Source organism: Rothia sp. HMSC065G12, assembly GCF_001811455.1.
Taxonomy (GTDB): domain Bacteria; phylum Actinomycetota; class Actinomycetes; order Actinomycetales; family Micrococcaceae; genus Rothia; species Rothia dentocariosa.
On record NZ_KV804814.1, the window covers coordinates 104,356 to 121,995 of the forward strand.

At 55.7% G+C, this 17,640-nt stretch carries 17 protein-coding genes, 1 tRNA gene and 1 pseudogene; 3 read left to right on the forward strand and 16 right to left on the reverse strand.

All coding sequences use genetic code 11. The features are described from left to right. Nucleotides 1-75: 75 nt before the first annotated feature. The 14 genes and pseudogenes from HMPREF2804_RS04750 to HMPREF2804_RS04805 form a co-directional block, all read right to left on the reverse strand. Nucleotides 76-780, reverse strand: a complete 705-nt coding sequence (locus tag HMPREF2804_RS04750) for a GNAT family N-acetyltransferase (protein WP_070627504.1) — start codon at nucleotides 778-780, stop codon at nucleotides 76-78. 299 nt (nucleotides 781-1,079) lie between these two features. After that, the gene (locus HMPREF2804_RS11295; RefSeq protein WP_246824150.1) at nucleotides 1,080-1,217 is read right to left on the reverse strand and encodes a hypothetical protein; all 138 of its coding nucleotides are present in this window, start codon (nucleotides 1,215-1,217) and stop codon (nucleotides 1,080-1,082) included. Nucleotides 1,218-1,238: 21 nt separating this feature from the next. Further along, a pseudogene (locus tag HMPREF2804_RS11450) lies at nucleotides 1,239-1,304 on the reverse strand (hypothetical protein); the annotation flags it as partial. 283 nt (nucleotides 1,305-1,587) lie between these two features. After that, entirely contained in the window at nucleotides 1,588-3,123 is a 1,536-nt protein-coding gene (locus HMPREF2804_RS04755) for a glycoside hydrolase family 32 protein (RefSeq protein ID WP_070627506.1), read from the reverse strand. Between the two features lie 321 nt (nucleotides 3,124-3,444). Further along, entirely contained in the window at nucleotides 3,445-3,822 is a 378-nt protein-coding gene (gene rplL, locus HMPREF2804_RS04760) for a 50S ribosomal protein L7/L12 (RefSeq protein ID WP_048779622.1), read from the reverse strand. 116 nt (nucleotides 3,823-3,938) lie between these two features. Then, complete coding sequence (gene rplJ / locus HMPREF2804_RS04765; RefSeq protein WP_004005327.1) at nucleotides 3,939-4,469, reverse strand: 50S ribosomal protein L10; 531 nt, start codon at nucleotides 4,467-4,469, stop codon at nucleotides 3,939-3,941. Nucleotides 4,470-4,907: 438 nt separating this feature from the next. Further along, entirely contained in the window at nucleotides 4,908-6,035 is a 1,128-nt protein-coding gene (locus tag HMPREF2804_RS04770) for an ABC transporter ATP-binding protein (protein WP_070627508.1), read from the reverse strand. Between the two features lie 82 nt (nucleotides 6,036-6,117). Continuing rightward, entirely contained in the window at nucleotides 6,118-7,101 is a 984-nt protein-coding gene (gene tehA / locus HMPREF2804_RS04775; RefSeq protein WP_070627510.1) for a dicarboxylate transporter/tellurite-resistance protein TehA, read from the reverse strand. Nucleotides 7,102-7,470: 369 nt separating this feature from the next. Beyond that, nucleotides 7,471-8,175, reverse strand: a complete 705-nt coding sequence (gene rplA, locus HMPREF2804_RS04780; protein ID WP_013397650.1) for a 50S ribosomal protein L1 — start codon at nucleotides 8,173-8,175, stop codon at nucleotides 7,471-7,473. Between the two features lie 122 nt (nucleotides 8,176-8,297). Continuing rightward, nucleotides 8,298-8,726, reverse strand: a complete 429-nt coding sequence (rplK, locus tag HMPREF2804_RS04785) for a 50S ribosomal protein L11 (RefSeq protein WP_004005333.1) — start codon at nucleotides 8,724-8,726, stop codon at nucleotides 8,298-8,300. A 397-nt stretch (nucleotides 8,727-9,123) separates the two neighbouring features. Beyond that, on the reverse strand, nucleotides 9,124-9,669 hold the full coding sequence (locus HMPREF2804_RS04790; RefSeq protein WP_004005334.1) for a peptidoglycan recognition protein family protein: 546 nt from the start codon (nucleotides 9,667-9,669) through the stop codon (nucleotides 9,124-9,126). Between the two features lie 231 nt (nucleotides 9,670-9,900). Continuing rightward, nucleotides 9,901-10,629, reverse strand: a complete 729-nt coding sequence (gene nusG, locus HMPREF2804_RS04795) for a transcription termination/antitermination protein NusG (RefSeq protein ID WP_070534469.1) — start codon at nucleotides 10,627-10,629, stop codon at nucleotides 9,901-9,903. A 92-nt stretch (nucleotides 10,630-10,721) separates the two neighbouring features. Then, entirely contained in the window at nucleotides 10,722-11,003 is a 282-nt protein-coding gene (gene secE, locus HMPREF2804_RS04800; protein ID WP_004005336.1) for a preprotein translocase subunit SecE, read from the reverse strand. A gap of 69 nt (nucleotides 11,004-11,072) precedes the next feature. Next, nucleotides 11,073-11,145, reverse strand: a tRNA-Trp gene (locus HMPREF2804_RS04805). 386 nt (nucleotides 11,146-11,531) lie between these two features. Between HMPREF2804_RS04805 and HMPREF2804_RS04810 the strand changes: the two genes are divergently transcribed. Then, complete coding sequence (locus HMPREF2804_RS04810) at nucleotides 11,532-12,731, forward strand: pyridoxal phosphate-dependent aminotransferase (protein ID WP_070627514.1); 1,200 nt, start codon at nucleotides 11,532-11,534, stop codon at nucleotides 12,729-12,731. A gap of 532 nt (nucleotides 12,732-13,263) precedes the next feature. Beyond that, a complete protein-coding gene (locus tag HMPREF2804_RS04815; protein WP_070627516.1) occupies nucleotides 13,264-14,295 on the forward strand; it encodes a 6-phosphofructokinase in 1,032 nt (343 codons plus the stop codon). Nucleotides 14,296-14,394: 99 nt separating this feature from the next. Here the strand turns inward: HMPREF2804_RS04815 and HMPREF2804_RS04820 are convergent, their stop codons facing one another. Further along, complete coding sequence (locus tag HMPREF2804_RS04820; protein WP_070627519.1) at nucleotides 14,395-15,603, reverse strand: CAF17-like 4Fe-4S cluster assembly/insertion protein YgfZ; 1,209 nt, start codon at nucleotides 15,601-15,603, stop codon at nucleotides 14,395-14,397. 111 nt (nucleotides 15,604-15,714) lie between these two features. Beyond that, nucleotides 15,715-16,392: a heme-binding beta-barrel domain-containing protein gene (locus HMPREF2804_RS04825; protein ID WP_048751126.1), complete on the reverse strand. Its 678-nt coding sequence runs from the start codon at nucleotides 16,390-16,392 to the stop codon at nucleotides 15,715-15,717. Between the two features lie 492 nt (nucleotides 16,393-16,884). Between HMPREF2804_RS04825 and HMPREF2804_RS04830 the strand changes: the two genes are divergently transcribed. Then, a complete protein-coding gene (locus HMPREF2804_RS04830; RefSeq protein ID WP_004005341.1) occupies nucleotides 16,885-17,589 on the forward strand; it encodes a winged helix-turn-helix transcriptional regulator in 705 nt (234 codons plus the stop codon). Nucleotides 17,590-17,640: the final 51 nt, after the last annotated feature.

A 17,640-nucleotide genomic window follows, 5' to 3' on the forward strand; every position in this document is an offset into this window, starting at 1 on the left:
AAAATACGTGTCTTGAACCCTCGCAACGTCAGAATTGCGAGTGCTCAAGACACGCGGCGATGAATTGGGTACGTTCTATGAGGAGGAGCCGGCGAGCTCCCGCATCATGAAATGTCCCTCGTCGTGAGAGTCTTCTTCACGGACAGATACGCTGTGCTCATCATCCTGAGCGGTTTCAAGATTCATAGGGTACAGCATGCCCATATAGGGGTCTCCCGAGGCGAAGGTGCCCATAGGAATGAACCCAAGACGCTCGTACAGAGCGGCACTGCGTGGGGTGGATGCCTCCAAATATGCGGCGGTACCGTCAAAACGGTCAATCGCGTGGCGCAGGAGCTCCGTTCCAACCCCAAGACCCTGAGCTGCCTTTCGTACCGCAATCGTGTGCAGATACCAGTGCTTAAACTTCGGACGGTACTTGTGCAGTTCACGATTCTCAGCCATCACATGCCGCATAGTACGTGGTCCCAAGATCCTCATGAACTTCGCGTTATCTCGAAGCTCTTGTTTGACATCGGTCTGCTGATTTTCGGGGGAAAGCCACAGGGCAGTACCCAGAATCTTTCCGTCGAGATCAACGGCGACGTCTACACATCCGCGAGGCAGATAAGTGCCTTCGAGCTGGACTTCAAAACGTGCGCGCAGTTTATCTTCCTGCGGTTTTTCGCCCAAGACCTTGTACATATAGGGGTCGTTCAGGAACGCCTCGGTGAGCGTGTCAAGAACCTGCGATATTTCTTCTGGACGAGCTTGGCGGACGGTGTACGGGGTGGTATTCATGATGATCACCTTTCATGGGTACTGGCTATCGGCTGGGCTGGGTTCTCAATCCCCTCTCAATCTCTGCATTTTTATGCAGAAAAAACTGACATATATAACGTTATCTAACTCACCAGAAACGAACAAGGAGGTACGACACATTTCCCTACAGCGTCACACCCCATTCAATGTAACGCGGAATTCTGCGAAACCATTGTCACCACAACGAAAAACGTGGCACCCCATCAGAGATTTTCGTGATGGGGTGCCACGCACTTTATGCACCTCTAAGCGTAAATTTATGTCTCGCTCAGTGAAATCTATGCCGAAGTTTTCTCTTTGAAGCCAACTTGAAGCAGGTTGTCACCGGCAGCAACCGAGGCACCCGAAGTCTGTGCATCACGTACGGCGGTGGTGAGTTTCTTCGCGTTGGTGATGACCAGCGGGGTCACCAGCACATACCCGGCATCCTTGATGGCGGGAATATCGAACTCGGCGAGAATATCACCGCGTTTGACAGTATCGCTCTTAGCAACCTTAGGGATAAAGTGCTAGCAGTCCAAAAGGAGCCGCCGCGCGGATGTTGTCCACGCCTCCGACATCCTGCAGCACGCGCTCTGCCACTGATTTGTGGTCCACGCTACTCTCCTTTGGATTGGCACCCCGAGGTGCTGTCTGTGTTAAAGGCGGTGAAAAATCACCGTTTCGTGATATGTCAATCGCTTGACATGTTAGCATGCAGTATACCCAAAGATAGGAGCCTGGGACCATGAAACCCCAGGCTCCTGCACAATATATTTTTTCTACTTATGAAACTCCCTAATGGGGCTAGTTTTTCCGAGCATACTCCAGCGAAAGAACCTTCCCGCCGGTCAGACGAACACGGCGTTTCTCACCCTTGAAGAAGGTGCGGGCGCTAAATACCTCTGCACCCAGCGAAGCCGCAAGCTTACCGCCCACGAAGAGTTCGGCGGCCGAGCCATCGACGAGCAGCTCGAACTGGCGGGTCTTAGCGCGTTTGAGGGTACGGCGGCGCAGGCTGCCTCCCTCGGTGTAGCGGGTTCCGCCGCGATCCATCTGCACGAAATCCTGATCCAGTACGATACTCAGCGCCACGCCGTGCGTATCCTTAATCTTGATTTTCACGCGCTCATCGGCAACGTTCACGCGGCCGCGTAGACGGAAGACGCGCGCATCCTTAAGTTCTTTGAGCTTGCCTTTCTCGTCTGGCTCGATTGGTTGAAGCGGCATGGCGTCGTCAAGCTGAGGCACAGGATGCTGATAGAGCTTACCGTCTCGCAAGTGCAGTTCGCGGGGGAAGGTCATCATATGCACCCAGCGTTTCGACCAGGACGGCTGGTCGTCCTGCTCGGCATTGCCGAACCAGGCGATCATCACAGTTTCGTCGTGGGGCGCGTCCTGAGCCGCTGAGATTCCGGTGCCCGAGATAGTCTGCGGGGCGTAGAATTCGAAGCCCGCATCCAGCTCAGTAAAGGGGGTTTCTACCTTGAATTTGAGGGTTTTCGGGTTGAACTTACCCACAATATAACCGCTCTGGTAGATGTTGAGGTACTTCTCCCCCATCGGTTTTAAACCCTGCGGGCTGAAGATGAGCACATCCCGTATCTCGCCGGTGACTTCGTCACGCAGCTGCAGCAGGGAGGGGCACTCGAACATGTAGCATTTCTCAAGTTCTTTAGCCTTGATACCCAGCTCGCCCTTGAATTTCCAGTCGCGGCGATCCTTTGAGGTGTACACGACCACGGCGCCGGTCTTATCTTTGCGCTGCGCGCCGATGACCATCCACCATTTTCCGTCGCGCTCAAATACGTGAGGGTCACGATAATGAGCAGTGTAGCCATCGTGAGGACCAGAAATAAGCGGCGGAAGCTGGCGAACGGGGCTCGCATCTTTACCTGCGGTGGCAAGAATCTGGTAGGCTTCACGCTTATTCTTGGAGTCTTTGACGTTGCCCGTGTAGAAGAACTCGAAACCACCCTTCACGCGAATACCCGAGCCCGAGTAGCATCCGTGGGAATCGTAGCGGGTATTCGGAACCAGCGCGGTCCCCACGTCTTTCCAATCTACGAGGTTGGTGCTCACGGCGTGGCGCCAGTACACTTTGCGTTCGGGGTGAAGCGGCGAGTACTGGTAGAAGGCGTGGTAGTTGTGCCCGTCATAGACCAGTCCGTTGGGGTCATTCAGTCTTCCTACCGGAGGCGCTAAATGCAGCGCCGGATAGTCGCGGTCCGCTCGAACAGCAGCGCCGAAGGTATCCAGAACGTCTTGTGCCTCAAGGGCTAGGTCTCGTTCGGGGCGTGCTTTCGATGCGTTCTTTGAGGTCTTGGTTTTCTTCGGGCTCATGGTCTCGATCTTTCCAACTCTCAGATATCTGTGCTCTGCTCCCCCCGGCTGTTGGCAATATACCTCTGCGTGGGGGTTCAAGCGTTTATCATACCAGCCTATGAACGCCTTCCCTAGGGTCATGCGCCTCTTATTGTCCGATGTACAGGCAGACTCAGCATCGCCACAGCTGGCGTACAGCTTAAAGGTTTCTCCGGGGTTAGATTCCTTCCTGTGTATTGTAAGAACAACACGTTTCGTGTTTAAGGATTAAAAAGCCGCTGGGCGGCGCATCCGTAGTGGATGCGCCGCCCAGCGTAATAAGAATCGAGAAGAAATCGATTACTTGAGGGTAACGGTTGCGCCTGCGCCCTCAAGCTGCTCCTTAGCCTTCTCAGCGTCTTCCTTGGAAGCACCTTCGAGGATGGGCTTGGGTGCGCCGTCAACGAGGTCCTTTGCTTCCTTCAGGCCGAGGGAGGTCAGGGCACGAACTTCCTTAATCACGGCGATCTTCTTGTCGCCAGCGGATTCGAGGATAACGTCGAATTCGGACTTCTCTTCAGCAACGTCGCCGCCGCCAGCGCCGCCTGCTACAACTGCAACGGGAGCTGCAGCGGTAACGTCGAACTCTTCCTCAAATGCCTTAACGAACTCAGAAACCTCTACGAGGGACAGTTCCTTGAAAGCTGCAATGAGTTCTTCGATGGACAGCTTAGCCATGTGTGGCTCCTTCACTATCAGGTGCGGGTCTTGCCCGCGGTCTGGTTTATTAGTACCCTGCCCGGGCGGGCGGGTTGAAGTTTTGGTGCGTTTTCACGCGGTGAGGTGCGGGGAGCTTATGCTTCCTCCGAAGCCTCCTCGGCTGCAGCGGGGGCTGCGCCTTCCTGCTCTTCCAGCTTGACGCGCAGTGCATCCACAGCCTGGGCAACGCGGGCAATAGCAGCCTTTGCGCCACCGGCAACCTTGGACAGCAGAACCTCGCGAGATTCGAGGTCAGCGTAGCGCTTCACATCGTCCTCGGTCAGGGTTTCACCCTCGTAGTAACCGGTCTTCACGATAAGCTGGGGGTTTGCCTTGGCAAAGTCACGCAGTCCCTTAGCGGCATCAACGAGGTCACCCTTGATGAATGCCAGCGCGGAAGGACCCTGAAGCTGACCCTCAAACGAGTTGATGCCAACTTCCTTTGCTGCAATAGCAGCAAGCGTGTTCTTCACCACGGCGTATTCGGTCTCAGCACCGAGTGCGCGGCGCAGCTCCTTGAGCTGTGCCACCGTGAGACCGCGGTATTCGGTCAGGATGACTGCGTTCGAGGCTTCGAAGAGTTCCTTCAGCTCGGATACTGCAGCGATCTTTTCCTGAGTCGCCATGGTAGTTCCTTCTTCCGATTCTTGTAAGGTCGCCGAATAAGTGCAGTATTTGGAGCAATAAAAAATGCCCCGACGCGCAGACGTACGAGGCAGACAGCATGAAAATGCATCCATATAGGATGCAACTGTCACATCGGGCACCTGCGCGGGCGGCGATTTCCCGATAGGAAATCTGCTCTTATCAGAGATTATGCTGTATTTCGTGACGGTAAGATACCGAAATTCGCACAGCACATAGCTCTAGACCGGCGGTCTTTGGTCTAATCATCATGACAGGTTAAATCGGCAAAAGCAAGTTCTTCCTTCCCAGAAAGCGTACCTATGCGAAAAACCGTTCTTCGGCCTGTCGTCCATAAAAACGATTTTCTGACCAGGCCTGTTCTGGTTGCTTTAGCTCATTATGTTCATGAGGCCGGTGAAGTTCTAGGACCTTGTGCTTTACAGATAGTGCCGCATGCCGTCGGCAAAGATAAAACAGTGATGCGGGGGAACCTGAACCTGTACCCGCTCCCCCGATGTAAGGACGGGCAGCGCGAGCGCATCCGGCTCAAAAAATTCGAGGGGCTGCCCACCGGAAACCTTCAGAGGAACTCGCGCCGAACCGTCATGCGACGCGGCATATAAAGTCGCCTCTGCCTGCGTTACAGCGCGGTAGAGTGTGCCGCCCACCTGCGGGAGTACCCCCTGAACCTGCACCGGTATCGTATTCTCCAAGGGGTTCTCAACAATGCCCTCTACACGCCGCAGCGAAGTTGCACGCACATAGAGCGAAGCCCCAGCAGGAAGATGCTGCCCCTCCGTGAGAGTCAGTTCGTTCAGAGCTGGCGATGCTGTCAACCGCGCCGCCTGCAGCGTATGCGGATTTGCCAACAGATGCTCGGGGGTATCGACCTGCACCAGGTAACCGGCGTCCATAACCGCCACGCGCTGCCCAAGCTGTAGCGCCTCATTCTGATCATGCGTCACGTACAGCCCCGTGAACTTGTATTCGGCGTGCAGACGCGCAATATCCGCCCGAATACTTGCACTCAGTTCCTCATCAACACTCGCCAATGGCTCATCGAAAAGAACCACAGGTGCTTTGCGAATGAGGGCACGCGCAATACCCACACGCTGCGCCTGCCCGCCTGAGAGTTCCTGGGGTTTGCGGTGCTGAAGCTCGCCAATCTGGAGCGCGTCCATAAGATCCGTATAGTAATTTTTATCGACCTTTTGGCGGTAGCCGCGCAGGGTAGTTGGAAAAAGAATATTCTTACGAACCGACAGATGTGGGTACAGAATCGGGTGCTGAAAAACGAATCCTACCTGCCCGGCGCTCAACGGCTGGCCCGCATAGGTAATACGCCCGGCATTGGCTCCCTCAAGCCCCGCAATAATGCGCAAAAGCGTAGATTTACCGGTTCCGGATGCACCCACCAGCGACACCATCTCGCCCGGCTCCACCTCAAGGTCGATCTCACGCAGAACGTGAGCATCCGCCCCAAAACTCTTCGCGACGCCACGAATCTGAAGCCCGCCGTGAGTCGTCGTTGAGGAAGGTTGAGGTGTTGAACCTTGAGTTGTCATGCTTCTATTATGACCTCCCGGCGTTCTACCCGAAAAGCAGCGCTACAGCCCGCACGTTCCTGAGGATCTGTGTTCGATGAAACTACCGCACTAAAAGCCTGCCGCGTATTGCCAGCATCAGCATCCCGAACCAAAGCACCGCGATCAGTGCGGTGCCAAGAATCCACAGCGCCCAGCCGAGCTGCACGAGCTGAGAAACCGCGACCAGGTGCATTCCGGTGCCCGCCATAGCGCCCAATCCGAAGGAGAATCCCCACAGACTCATGGTGTACCCGGCCTTGAGAACCCACGGCACTAAGCGAAGCAGGAACAGCAGCTGAAGTACCCCATAACCCGTGAGCACTAGGAAAACCCAGTCCACGTGCCCGCCATTAGCTGCCAGATAGGCATTACCGCCCACAAACGGAGGGGCTAGCTGAACCCCTATAATGCCGCGTACTGCAGGATCCAATGCAGGTTCGGTGCGCAGGCGGCCCAGGATTGCAGCCTCCACGCTAAACCACGAGAGAAGCCCCATACCGAAGAACAGCATCGCCCAGTCGCGGTGCCCCAACGCCCCTAACCCGGACGCGGAGGCAAAGTTCGCGGCCACCGTTGGCAGGTAGATGACCGGGGTTGTCGCCGCAACCGTATGCGTTCCACGCCAGAGTCCGGCGGTGCGGTACATCGAAAATGCCAGCTGCCCCAGCACACCGATAAGAATCAAAGCGTATCCGAGCAGTGCCATATAGGGGTATGCGGATATCCCGACCTCAATGGTGGTGACCGGAACCAGCGCCAAAAAGCAGCACATCACGAGGTCTCGAAGTTCGCTCTGGAGCGCATCGCGACGGGTTATAAGTTTGACGGCAAACGCCGCGATCAGCGCCAGCCAGGTTGCCGAAGCGAGCGCCTGTATACTCTCCCCTACCCAGGACGGTACCAAATTTGCGGTAGCACCGTACCGCCACGACAACCCCAGCGCACTCGTTCCCAGCGCTACCGAAAAATAGCTCGTCGGAATAGGGAACGGTTTTGTGGTGGTAGGCGTACCCAAAGGTACGGGATGCGCGGCGGCAGTACTCATGTAATCCTCCCGGGGTATATGCACAGTATACGGCGGCGCTCGCCCCTTCGAGAGCGATGCGAAGATCGTGTGTCAGCGTTTTAACGCCACGAAACATAAGGGGAAAGAAGCTCCGTTTATTCCCGGCGGCTTCATCCAGAATAGATATGTCGGCAGAACCGCTGGGAAATACCATGGGAGCGAAAAAGTGGAACGGAAGCGTGTTCCTCTAGCTCGTTACCCAGCCTGCTTCAGGCTGGGTGGTTCTTCTACAAATCTTGTGGGATATGGTGCCAGAATAAAGAAAACCCGCTGCCCGTGCGTGCAGTACGCATGGGCGGCGGGTTCTTTCACATCTGAGAAGCCCACAGGCTTCCTAGAATCCCAACCTTAGGCTGCAGCCGAAACTACGGATGCGGGATCAACCGGAATGCCGGGGCCGAAGGTGGTCGCAACGGTAGCCTTCGAGATGTAGCGTCCTTTAGCCGAGGAAGGCTTCAAACGGTTGATCTCTTCCAGAGCGGTGTTGAAGTTCTCTTCCAGCTGCTCGGCGGAGAAGGATGCCTTGCCGATAATGAAGTGCAGGTTCGAGTTGCGGTCAACGCGGAAGTCGATCTTGCCACCCTTGATGTCTGCAACAGCCTTCGCAACGTCCATGGTCACGGTGCCGGTCTTGGGGTTCGGCATGAGGTTACGGGGACCCAGAACCTTACCCAGGCGACCAACTTTGCCCATCATATCGGGGGTTGCAACTGCCGCATCGAAGTCGGTCCAGCCGCCAGCGATCTTAGCGATCAGTTCGTCCGAACCCACGAAGTCAGCACCCGCTGCCTCAGCTGCGGCTGCCTTATCGCCAGCTGCGATAACAACCACGCGAGCAGTCTTACCGGTGCCGTGGGGAAGGTTCACGGTGCCGCGAACCATCTGATCGGCTTTACGGGGGTCAACCGAGAGGCGCAGAGCTACCTCAACGGTTGAATCAGTTTTAGCGGAGGAAGTCTCCTTCGCCAAGGCTACTGCCTCAGCGGGGGTGTATAGTTTGCCCTCTTCAATCTTGGCTTCAGCCGCCTTGTACGCCTTGCTGCGCTTTGCCATCTGCTTATCTCCTTATGCAGTTGTGGTCTCGTGAGCCGCGCTCGACTCTGCCACATCCCACGCCCAAACGTGGGCATTTACAAGTTAAAATGCGGAAAACCGCGGTGCCGAAAACGGCTTAATTACTCGACGGTAATACCCATGGAACGAGCGGTACCGGCAACGATCTTAGTTGCGGCGTCTAGGTCGTTCGCGTTCAGGTCGGGCATCTTGGTCTCAGCAATTTCGCGTGCCTGAGCCTCGGTAATAGAACCAACCTTCGTGGTGTGGGGAACAGCCGAGCCCTTAGCAACGCCAGCAGCCTTCTTGATAAGCTCAGCAGCTGGAGGGGTCTTCGTGATAAAGGTGAAGGAACGATCCTCGTATACGGTAATTTCAACGGGGATCACGTTACCGCGCTGCGATTCGGTAGCAGCGTTGTATGCCTTGCAGAACTCCATGATGTTCACGCCGTGCGAGCCCAGTGCCGGGCCGACGGGCGGAGCCGGGTTAGCGGCGCCTGCCTGGATCTGCAGCTTAATAAGGCCGGTGACCTTCTTCTTGGGAGCCAATGTTAGGGTCCTTTTCTTAGCTGGGAAACTGACGTACAGGAGCGTACGCCAGCAGACGGTGACCGTGGCGCGGTCACCCGTGCGGGCGCATGAAAGCGTGAGCATGCGCATACACAAACGAATATTCTAGCGTTAAAGCAGCTTTAAATCCACTGGATTTTCTTGCGACGAGCCTTTTAGCCGACGGCTCGTTCTCTAGGGTGCAGAGGCGAAGTGCGCACCTGACCTGGTTAGCTTGGAGTGCACGCAGGTTCAGGAAAACTCTTGGTTATCACAGAGCTCGAAGGTGTACCGTTTTTGCGGACAACGGTACACCTTCGTATCTATGAGCATGATGTTACGACTAAAGCACGGTGAGCATTGAAAATGGGGCTTCCACCACCGCTCACGATAACAGCTACCCGGGGTTATTTTTAATGTTCTGCAGTCGAGAAAGCATATCTGCACGTTGTTCTTCGGTCAAAGGAGCGGGAGCGTTTCCGCGCTGAGACTTGATGGTATTTACACGGTTAATCAGCTCTGGAATGCGGGGATAGTACACGCCGGGGCATAACCTGCTGACAACATCCCGATGTCCGATGATATAGAGTGTATGCCCAATCTTGGTTTCAATATCTACGATAAGTTCGGCAAGGGTCGCAAAGTCATCGGAGTCAGCCTCAGGACGGTTCTCGACTCCGATTGAAGCAACGTTCATATTCCAGTTACCCGCATGAAGCGCTACATCCTCGTTTTCTGCGATCTGCGCTACGCGACCGCCCTCCGAAACATAGTGTGCGGAAACTTTATTGTTATTCTTACACAAAAAATTCACATTGCTATCAAAAGACAGTCCTTTTTTATCGTCCCACCAGTGAACAACAAGGAAGAAAATATCGTTGACCTGGCGGTAATTTTTATGACGATTCTCGGTTTTACGGTTCGTCAAAAGCTCATAACTCATCTATTTCTCCTTATCTCTGTCCGCTCACATGGCGAGCGATTTTCAAGGCGGGAGTATTCTCTATGGCAGACACTACCCACCCTGCCATTTCACCCGTCCAGATGCAAGGAATTTATCATGCTGATATGTAACGTTTATTCGGTGAGTATCCTAAACTTTTAGAGTTCTCTTAAATATAAGAAAGGCTCTTTATATTGAATAAAGAGCCTTTCTATGGTGAAAAATGAAAGATTAGATCTTTTCGATCTGGTTGAATTCCAGGGTCACCGGGGTATCGCGCTCGAAGACCGAGATCAGGGTTACGACCTGCTGCGACTCCGGCTTGATTTCGGAAATAGTAGCATCCATACCCTCGAACGGGCCGGACTTCACGCGCACGTTCTCGCCCACCGTGTAATCGGATTCCACCACGGGCTGCGGGGTCGGAAGCCCCTTACTCTGTTGCTCTTCCTCGAACACGGGCAGGAGCATGTCGAAAACTTCATCCATGCGCAGCGGCACCGGGTTGTACGCATCCTGACCCACGAAACCGGTCACACCGGGAGTGTGGCGCACCACGCCCCACGAGTGGTCGGTCAGATCCATACGCACCAGCACATAACCGGGCACACGCACGCGGCGAATAGTCTTCTTGACCGTGTTCTTGTATTCGACGACGGTTTCCATCGGAACCTGAACCTCGAAAATTTCGTCCTCGGCCTCAAGGTTCTGGATGCGGGTCTCGATACCGGTCTTCACCTTGTTCTCGTAACCCGAGTAGGTGTGCACCACGTACCAGTCACCAATCTGGCGGCGCAGCTTCGCTTTGAACTCTTCGAGAGGGCTTACAGCGCTCTCATCAGATGCGTTCTCGGCAGCGACAGGCGCATCGGCGGTTTCTGCCTCAACAGACTCGGCATCAACCGCAGCCTCGACTGACTCAGTCTCTTCAAGTTCGGGTACCTGTTCCTGTTCGGACACGTCGCTCCTACTTTCTTTACATCGTGAATCTAACCCCGCACCGGGGGCTCGATAAATAGTACGGGTATAAGCGCGGATGCGCCTTATGAAGACTATCGCCCGCCTTGATTAGGTGACAGAGTTCCGTTACCGAACACCCAGAAGGATCCCTGACCGAAAACCCAGTCAAGCCCCGAAATGAACAAAATCATAAAAACAACAAAGAAAAGAACGCCGAAGAAGTAAATGGCGAGTTCTTTGCGAGTGGGGGTGGTAACCTTTTTCAACTCCGAGATAACTTCGCGGAGGAAACGGAACATACGACCAAAGACGCCAGGTTGAACGTCATCAGAAATATCTGTATCTGTGGTCTTCACAGTGGCAGTTTTAGCCATTTTCGCTGCCCCTTTCTACGTCTAGTTGCGCATCCTATACGATGCCAGAACACTTCATCGAGGCACTAGCAGGGCGGACAGGACTCGAACCTGCAACCTGCGGTTTTGGAGACCGCTGCTCTACCAATTGAGCCACCGCCCTTCGAAGCATAAACTTCGTCGGTCGTGGATTACTCCACGTGTTTACATCCTCGAATGCCTCGTAGCCGTGGGCCCACGAGGAGGCAAACTAAAACACCCTCATGGGGTGCTGACATAACTCTATCCTAAGCCTCGCGTCTTTGGCAACTTTCTACACAGTATTAGAGGCAATATTTTGTGCTTTTCAGGCTTCGTACTCAAAAAATCTTGCACATACACTTTCTCCACCCCCTCAATGTTCTCTATGCTTATAAGAAGGGCTCGACGTGCCTCACACACGCACCGCCGAGTTTCACTTTAGGAGAGATACTTCACGATTCCGCCTGCCGCGTAGAGCCCTCTCGAAGGCGCACGGCGGAATAACTATGAAAGCGAGTACATTCACATATGGCGCGCATATCCAGCCGTATCGGCGCAATCGCACCCTCAGCAACCCTTATCGTCGATTCCAAAGCTAAAGCACTCAAGGCAGCCGGACGTCCTGTAATTGGTTTCGGTGCCGGTGAACCCGATTTTCCTACGCCCGCACATATTGTTGATGCTGCCCGCGAAGCCCTCAACGATCCTAAAAACTTCCGCTACTCCCCCGCCTCGGGTCTACCCGAGCTCAAACAGGCTATCGCGGATAAAACCCTGCGCGATTCCGGCGTTAAGGTCGATCCTTCTCAGGTACTTATTACAAACGGTGGTAAGCAGGCGGTCTATGAAGCCTTCGCTACCGTGATCGATGACGGCGACGATGTTCTGCTCCCCGCCCCGTACTGGACAACCTACCCCGAGTGCATCCGTTTGGCTGGCGGCAACCCGATCGAGGTTTTTGCCGGAAGCGACCAGGACTATAAGGTCACCGTCGAACAGCTGGAGGCGGCATACACCCCAGCGACGAAAGCGCTCATCTTTGTCTCGCCTTCTAACCCCACCGGCGCGGTGTACACCGAGGAGGAGACTCGTGCGATCGGCCAGTGGGCGCTTGAAAAAGGCGTCTTTGTGCTGACCGATGAAATTTACGAACACCTGACCTACGACGGCATGGATTCCGTTTCTATACTCAAGGTTGTTCCCGAACTTGCCGATACCTGCGTTATTCTCAACGGCGTGGCGAAAACCTACGCTATGACCGGTTGGCGCGTGGGCTGGCTTATTGGGCCCGAAGATGTAGTCAAGGCGGCTTCCAACCTTCAGTCACACCTGACCTCGAACGTGAACAATATCGCGCAACGTGCGGCTCTAAAGGCTCTCACCGGATCGCAGAATGACGTTGAGGAAATGCATGCCGCGTTCAACCGCCGCCGCACCAAAATTGTAGACGGACTAAACGCGATCGATGGGGTTCACTGCCCTAGCCCCAAGGGCGCCTTCTACGCCTACCCGGATGTGCGCGGGCTTCTCGGCAAAGAAATTGCGGGCAAACACCCCCAGACCTCTGCCGAACTCGCCGAGCTCATCCTCGAAGAGGCGGAGGTTGCGGTGGTTCCCGGTGAGGCCTTCGGCCCTAGCGGTTATCTGCGCCTCTCCTACGCGCTGAGCGATGAAGACCTAATGGAGGGTATCTCTCGTCTGCAGAAGCTACTCGGTTCCGCACGCTAAACCTAGGCGTTTTTGCAGTCCTCAAGAGAGTAGTTAAGCACTTCTGGTCGCACCGCATACATCTCATGCAGAGGCACCCGTTCTGACTTGTACGCAAAGTCCGGCGGGTGCCTCGCATATGCTTAGGGGGTTCAGGCTGAGGGGCTCAACTCTCACGATCATGATTATTACCCGAGCTTTGGTTATCCCATGGAGCGAACAGAGAAACGGCTTTCTTGCCTAATGTCTTGCTTTTCTGGGTTACACCCCAGATACCACACACTCTCTCGGCAGCATTGAGCTACCACCGCACATATGGTTCTCTCCCGATAAGACGCTTTTCCGCGCTTTGAGTATTTAAAACCTGAACTTTAATGCCGTTTCGTGGCAAAACACAGGTAATTCCACAGCTACCCACATAACCCAAACGCGGCTAAAATAGTATCTAAGAGGATGGTCTCCCGAGCTCGCGCATCCATTGCACGACGCTGGCGGAGACCATATTTTTACCCACGCGCAGAACACCCAACACGCGCAGACATAAGGAGCCATCATGAAAATCGGTCTGCTTACCTCCGGAGGCGACTGCCCCGGTCTCAATGCCGTTATCCGCGGCGCAGTTCTCAACGGTGTCAAGAAGTACGGCTACGAATTCGTCGGTTTTCGTGACGGGTGGCGTGGCGTAGTCGAAGGCGACTTCATGGATCTTCCGCGGCAGAAGGTACGCGGTTTGGCGTCCCGCGGCGGCACTATTATCGGCACCTCGCGCACCAACCCCTTTGATGGACCTAACGGCGGACCCGAAAACATCGAAATTATGATGGAACGCCACGGGATTGACGCCATTGTCGCCATCGGCGGTGAAGGCACTCTTGCAGGCGCCAAACGTCTGGCGGATGCGGGCCTACCCGTCATCGGTGTCCCCAAGACCATTGATAACGATCTGCGCGCCACCGACTACACTTTCGGTTTTGACACCGCTGTTTCTATTGCGACCGAGGCTATGGACCGCATCCGCACTACCGGCGAATCGCATCACCGCTGCATGGTCGCCGAAGTGATGGGCCGCCACGTAGGCTGGATCGCACTGCACTCCGGCATGGCTGCAGGCGCGCACGCTATTCTGATTCCCGAAGTCAAGGTTTCAATGGACGAAATCTGCCACTGGGTGAAAGAAGTACACGATCGCGGCCGTTCCCCGCTTGTCGTGGTTGCCGAGGGTTTCATTCCCGAAGGCTTTGACGAGGTTCTAGCCAATAAGGGCACGGAAAAGGACGGTCGCCCCCGCCTGGGCGGTATCGGTGAATACCTCACCCAGGAGATTGAGGAACGCACCGGCATCGAAACCCGCAACACTATTCTGGGCCATATTCAGCGCGGCGGCGCACCCACCGGCTACGACCGCGTGCTGGCAACCCGTCTGGGTATGGGCGCCGTCGATATGGTGCACGAAAAGAAGTGGGGCATGATGGTCTCGGTTCAGGGCACCGAAATCAAGTACGTACCTCTTGAAGAAGCTCTGGACGGTCTCAAGGCGGTACCTCGCGAGCGCTGGGACGAGGCTGCGGTTCTCTTCGGCCGCTAAGGGTTCGGCGGTAGTCCGCCTATCACAGACAGAACGCAGCGGGTGCCCGGTCAGAGTGTTTCTGGCCGGGCACCCGCGTTTTCTGTGCTCGCATGTTCGTTAGCGCTTGAGGAAGTCTTGCCCCGCAAGGGATTTGCGGGCGATTTCACCAGCCTCGGGAGAAACGATGAGGGTCTGTGCTGCGGCATATTCGGTCGCAGAGGCTGAAGATTCATCGGTTGAAGCCTCACCGGTAGCTACCGCACGCAGAGGTGCCGCAGGGTCCACGGCCCGCTTGATGACGGCGAGCGCTATGGGGCCCGCCTCGTGATGCAGCGCCACCGAGGTTATGCGCCCCACCGCACGGGGCTTGCCCTCTACGAAGAGTTCGCTGCCCGCTGCGGGCAGGGTGTGCTCAGAGCCGTCAAGGTCGAGAAAGACCAGGCGGCGCGGCGGGTGTCCCAGGTTGTGCACACGCGCGACGGTTTCTTGTCCCTTGTAGCATCCCTTCTCGAAGTGCACGGCGGTGCGGGTGTAGTCCAGCTCTTGCGGAATGGTTTTATTGTCGATTTCGGTACCTGCGCGCGGGCGCCAGGCTTCGATGCGCAGCGCCTCCGCCGCCCAGACACCCGCCAGCTGAGCGCCTTCCGTGAGGGTGGTGAGCTTATCGCGGGGAATAATGCTCAGGTACCGTTCGTAGTCGGTACCGGGATGCGCATCAGGCGTTGCGCTGTAATGGTAGCCGCCTTCGACGAGTACCGTCCACGGGTCACGCCAGATCAGCGCATCCGCAAAGACCGGATGGATAGCACCCTGTTCCCCGCGCGGGTTTCGGGCGGTCTCGATAACGGCGTACTCTCCGCTCATATTCTCAATATCGACGCGAAGCATGAACTTCATGCGGTTCAGGTAGTCGGTCAGCGGCTCCGCCTGTGCACCCTCGACGATGAGCCAGAGCGCCTGCCCGTCCTCGACGGCGGCGGGTGCATATTCGATGCGTCCCTGCGGGGAGAGTAGTAAAAATTCGCGGCTGTCCCCCGGGTTCATGTCGGTCAAAATCTGGGATGCGAGGGAGGTGAGCCAGCTGGCGCGGTCGGGGCCGGAGACCCTCACGACGCCAAGAGAGGAACGGTCCACAACCACGGGTTCCCCCGTTGTGGCTCCACGGTCGCGGACTAAAGCACGCTGTTCGGCGAGGGGATTACCGTAATGCGCCGCGATGCCCGCATCCGGGCCGTCTGCGGCGAAGGCACCGTGCACCTGCAGGAGGGGGCTGAGTATAGGGGTGTATTCGGGCGCATCGGCGGCGGTATTTTCGGCGGTGCTCATGATGTTCCTCTCGTGCTGTTTTTTATCGTGAGTGGCGGCCAGACGGTCTGCAAAACCCGCACACCGCAGCGGAACGGCGGGTATGCGGGTTTTACTCTGCGTGGAGTAGTCCTAGTTTTCGGCTGAGCCTTCTTCTGTACCGTCGTCGAGGGAACCGAACATGCCTGTGCCCAGCGAATCGCCGCTCATGGATGAGGTTTTGCGCAGTTCCGCCGAGGCGTGCTTGTGCAGGTTGCCTTCCTGGTCGGCGATTTCCCAATCCCACATGAGGTTGCCGTTCACCAGCCCCCACAGGCGCACGGATCCGGCGTAGTCGTGCGATATTTCGTCGCGCAGCAGGTTACCGGTCTGCATGCGCACAACCGGTCCCTTAATCATGCCTACGTAGTTTTCGCTGATGCCGCCGGGGTGCGCAATGGTGGCGATCAAGTTGAACCCGTCGTCTTCGTTGCGCAGAGTTTCAACCGATTCCGCATCGGCAAAAGCGGGGACGATATCTTTGGGCACCAGCCCGAACCCGCCGTCAGCATCCGTGAGAGGACGGTCGATCTGCCAGAAGCCGGTTTCGATGGTGATAGGGCGCAGCTTTTGCCCGTTATCGTCGAGCAGGAAAGACTCGGCGCGGTATTCAAGGTACGGCAGGCCGTCTTGTGTGAAGTTAATAATCTGCCCGAAGGGGGTGTTCTCTTGTCCTTCGTACCACATGGTTCCGGTACCTTCCCAGGTACCCAGAAGCCATGCGAAGGGAACGAGCTCAGGGGTTAGGTTGGTTGGAATTTCAATTGCCATTCCCCTATTCTAGGGGTTTTCTGTGTCCAGCAGTTCAAAACGTGGGCTATTTCGCCATAGGCTGGGATGCACGAGAGCTGCGCATTCAAAAGCCCCCGGCACTGTCTGCGCACCCCACCCGGAGTGCCTCAGCGTTAACCGGGGGCACCGTGAGCCTTCCTCGGCTCAAAAAATTTTACGCTCTACTTCTGCCCTGCGAAGAGACCCTTAAGTACTGCGTATGCACCAACGGCGATGCATACCGAGATGAGAGCCATCAAACAGATGAAGAAGATCTCTAAGTACAAGATGTTGTCCATGCCTTAAAAATACCATAGATAGCTGAACTAAAGCACGGATCACGGCGCTCTCTCCTGGGTAAAAATAACTTTAACGCGCACCGCTGCTGCGTGTTTTAGCGCCGTTGAAGGTACTGTGCCCGAAGAGCACACAAAGGCATGAGTAAAATAGTACAAAACCGTGCGAGTAAGGATTGCAGATTCAGGAGGGTGTATGTACCGCATTGCGTTACTGAGCGATGCGCCACGAGCGCAAGAACTCATTCCTGCCCTCAGCCTGCTCAGCCACCGTGTGATCGAGCTTCCCCTCGATTCGCCCCTGAGTACTATCGGCACGGAACACGATATTGTTATTCTAGATGCGCGCCAAAATCTGCTCAAAGCACGCAATACCGCCCAGCTTTTGAAGACCGCGGGGATCACCATCCCGCTCATGATTGTCCTGACCGAGGGCGGAATGGCGGCTGTTTCCGCCTCGTGGCAGGTGGACGATATTGTGCTGGACCAGGCTTCGCCCTCCGAAATGGATGCTCGCCTGCGCCTGTTGGTTACGGCACCCGAGCTCAAAGATACAGACGATCGCAGCCAGCAGATTATCCGCATCGGCAATCTGGTCATTGATGCACAAACCTATTCGGCGCATCTGAACGGGGCAGCACTCAACCTGACCTTCAAGGAATTTGAGCTTTTGAAGTTTGTGGCGCAGCATCCCGGGCGAGTATTTTCGCGGGCGCAGCTACTCTCGGAGGTCTGGGGCTACGATTCATACTATGGTGGTACGCGCACGGTCGATGTACACGTTCGTCGACTGCGTTCAAAGCTCGGTTCTGAGCACGAACAGATGATTACCACGGTACGTAATGTGGGGTATTCGTTCCACGCGCAGAATACCCATCATGATCCTTCTGCCGAAGACTAACGGCGCGGCGAAATACTTTTCTTTTTCTGGTGCGCCGAAGATTGCGCTTAT

Bases quoted from the DNA above. Each gene is read 5' to 3' on its own strand.
- HMPREF2804_RS04750 (WP_070627504.1), bottom strand. From the start codon at position 780: ATGAATACCACCCCGTACACCGTCCGCCAAGCTCGTCCAGAAGAAATA.
- HMPREF2804_RS04755 (WP_070627506.1), bottom strand. From the start codon at position 3,123: ATGAGCCCGAAGAAAACCAAGACCTCAAAGAACGCATCGAAAGCACGC.
- rplL (WP_048779622.1), bottom strand. From the start codon at position 3,822: ATGGCTAAGCTGTCCATCGAAGAACTCATTGCAGCTTTCAAGGAACTG.
- rplJ (WP_004005327.1), bottom strand. From the start codon at position 4,469: ATGGCGACTCAGGAAAAGATCGCTGCAGTATCCGAGCTGAAGGAACTC.
- HMPREF2804_RS04770 (WP_070627508.1), bottom strand. From the start codon at position 6,035: ATGACAACTCAAGGTTCAACACCTCAACCTTCCTCAACGACGACTCAC.
- tehA (WP_070627510.1), bottom strand. From the start codon at position 7,101: ATGAGTACTGCCGCCGCGCATCCCGTACCTTTGGGTACGCCTACCACC.
- rplA (WP_013397650.1), bottom strand. From the start codon at position 8,175: ATGGCAAAGCGCAGCAAGGCGTACAAGGCGGCTGAAGCCAAGATTGAA.
- HMPREF2804_RS04790 (WP_004005334.1), bottom strand. From the start codon at position 9,669: ATGAGTTATGAGCTTTTGACGAACCGTAAAACCGAGAATCGTCATAAA.
- secE (WP_004005336.1), bottom strand. From the start codon at position 11,003: ATGGCTAAAACTGCCACTGTGAAGACCACAGATACAGATATTTCTGAT.
- HMPREF2804_RS04810 (WP_070627514.1), top strand. From the start codon at position 11,532: ATGGCGCGCATATCCAGCCGTATCGGCGCAATCGCACCCTCAGCAACC.
- HMPREF2804_RS04815 (WP_070627516.1), top strand. From the start codon at position 13,264: ATGAAAATCGGTCTGCTTACCTCCGGAGGCGACTGCCCCGGTCTCAAT.
- HMPREF2804_RS04820 (WP_070627519.1), bottom strand. From the start codon at position 15,603: ATGAGCACCGCCGAAAATACCGCCGCCGATGCGCCCGAATACACCCCT.
- HMPREF2804_RS04825 (WP_048751126.1), bottom strand. From the start codon at position 16,392: ATGGCAATTGAAATTCCAACCAACCTAACCCCTGAGCTCGTTCCCTTC.
- HMPREF2804_RS04830 (WP_004005341.1), top strand. From the start codon at position 16,885: ATGTACCGCATTGCGTTACTGAGCGATGCGCCACGAGCGCAAGAACTC.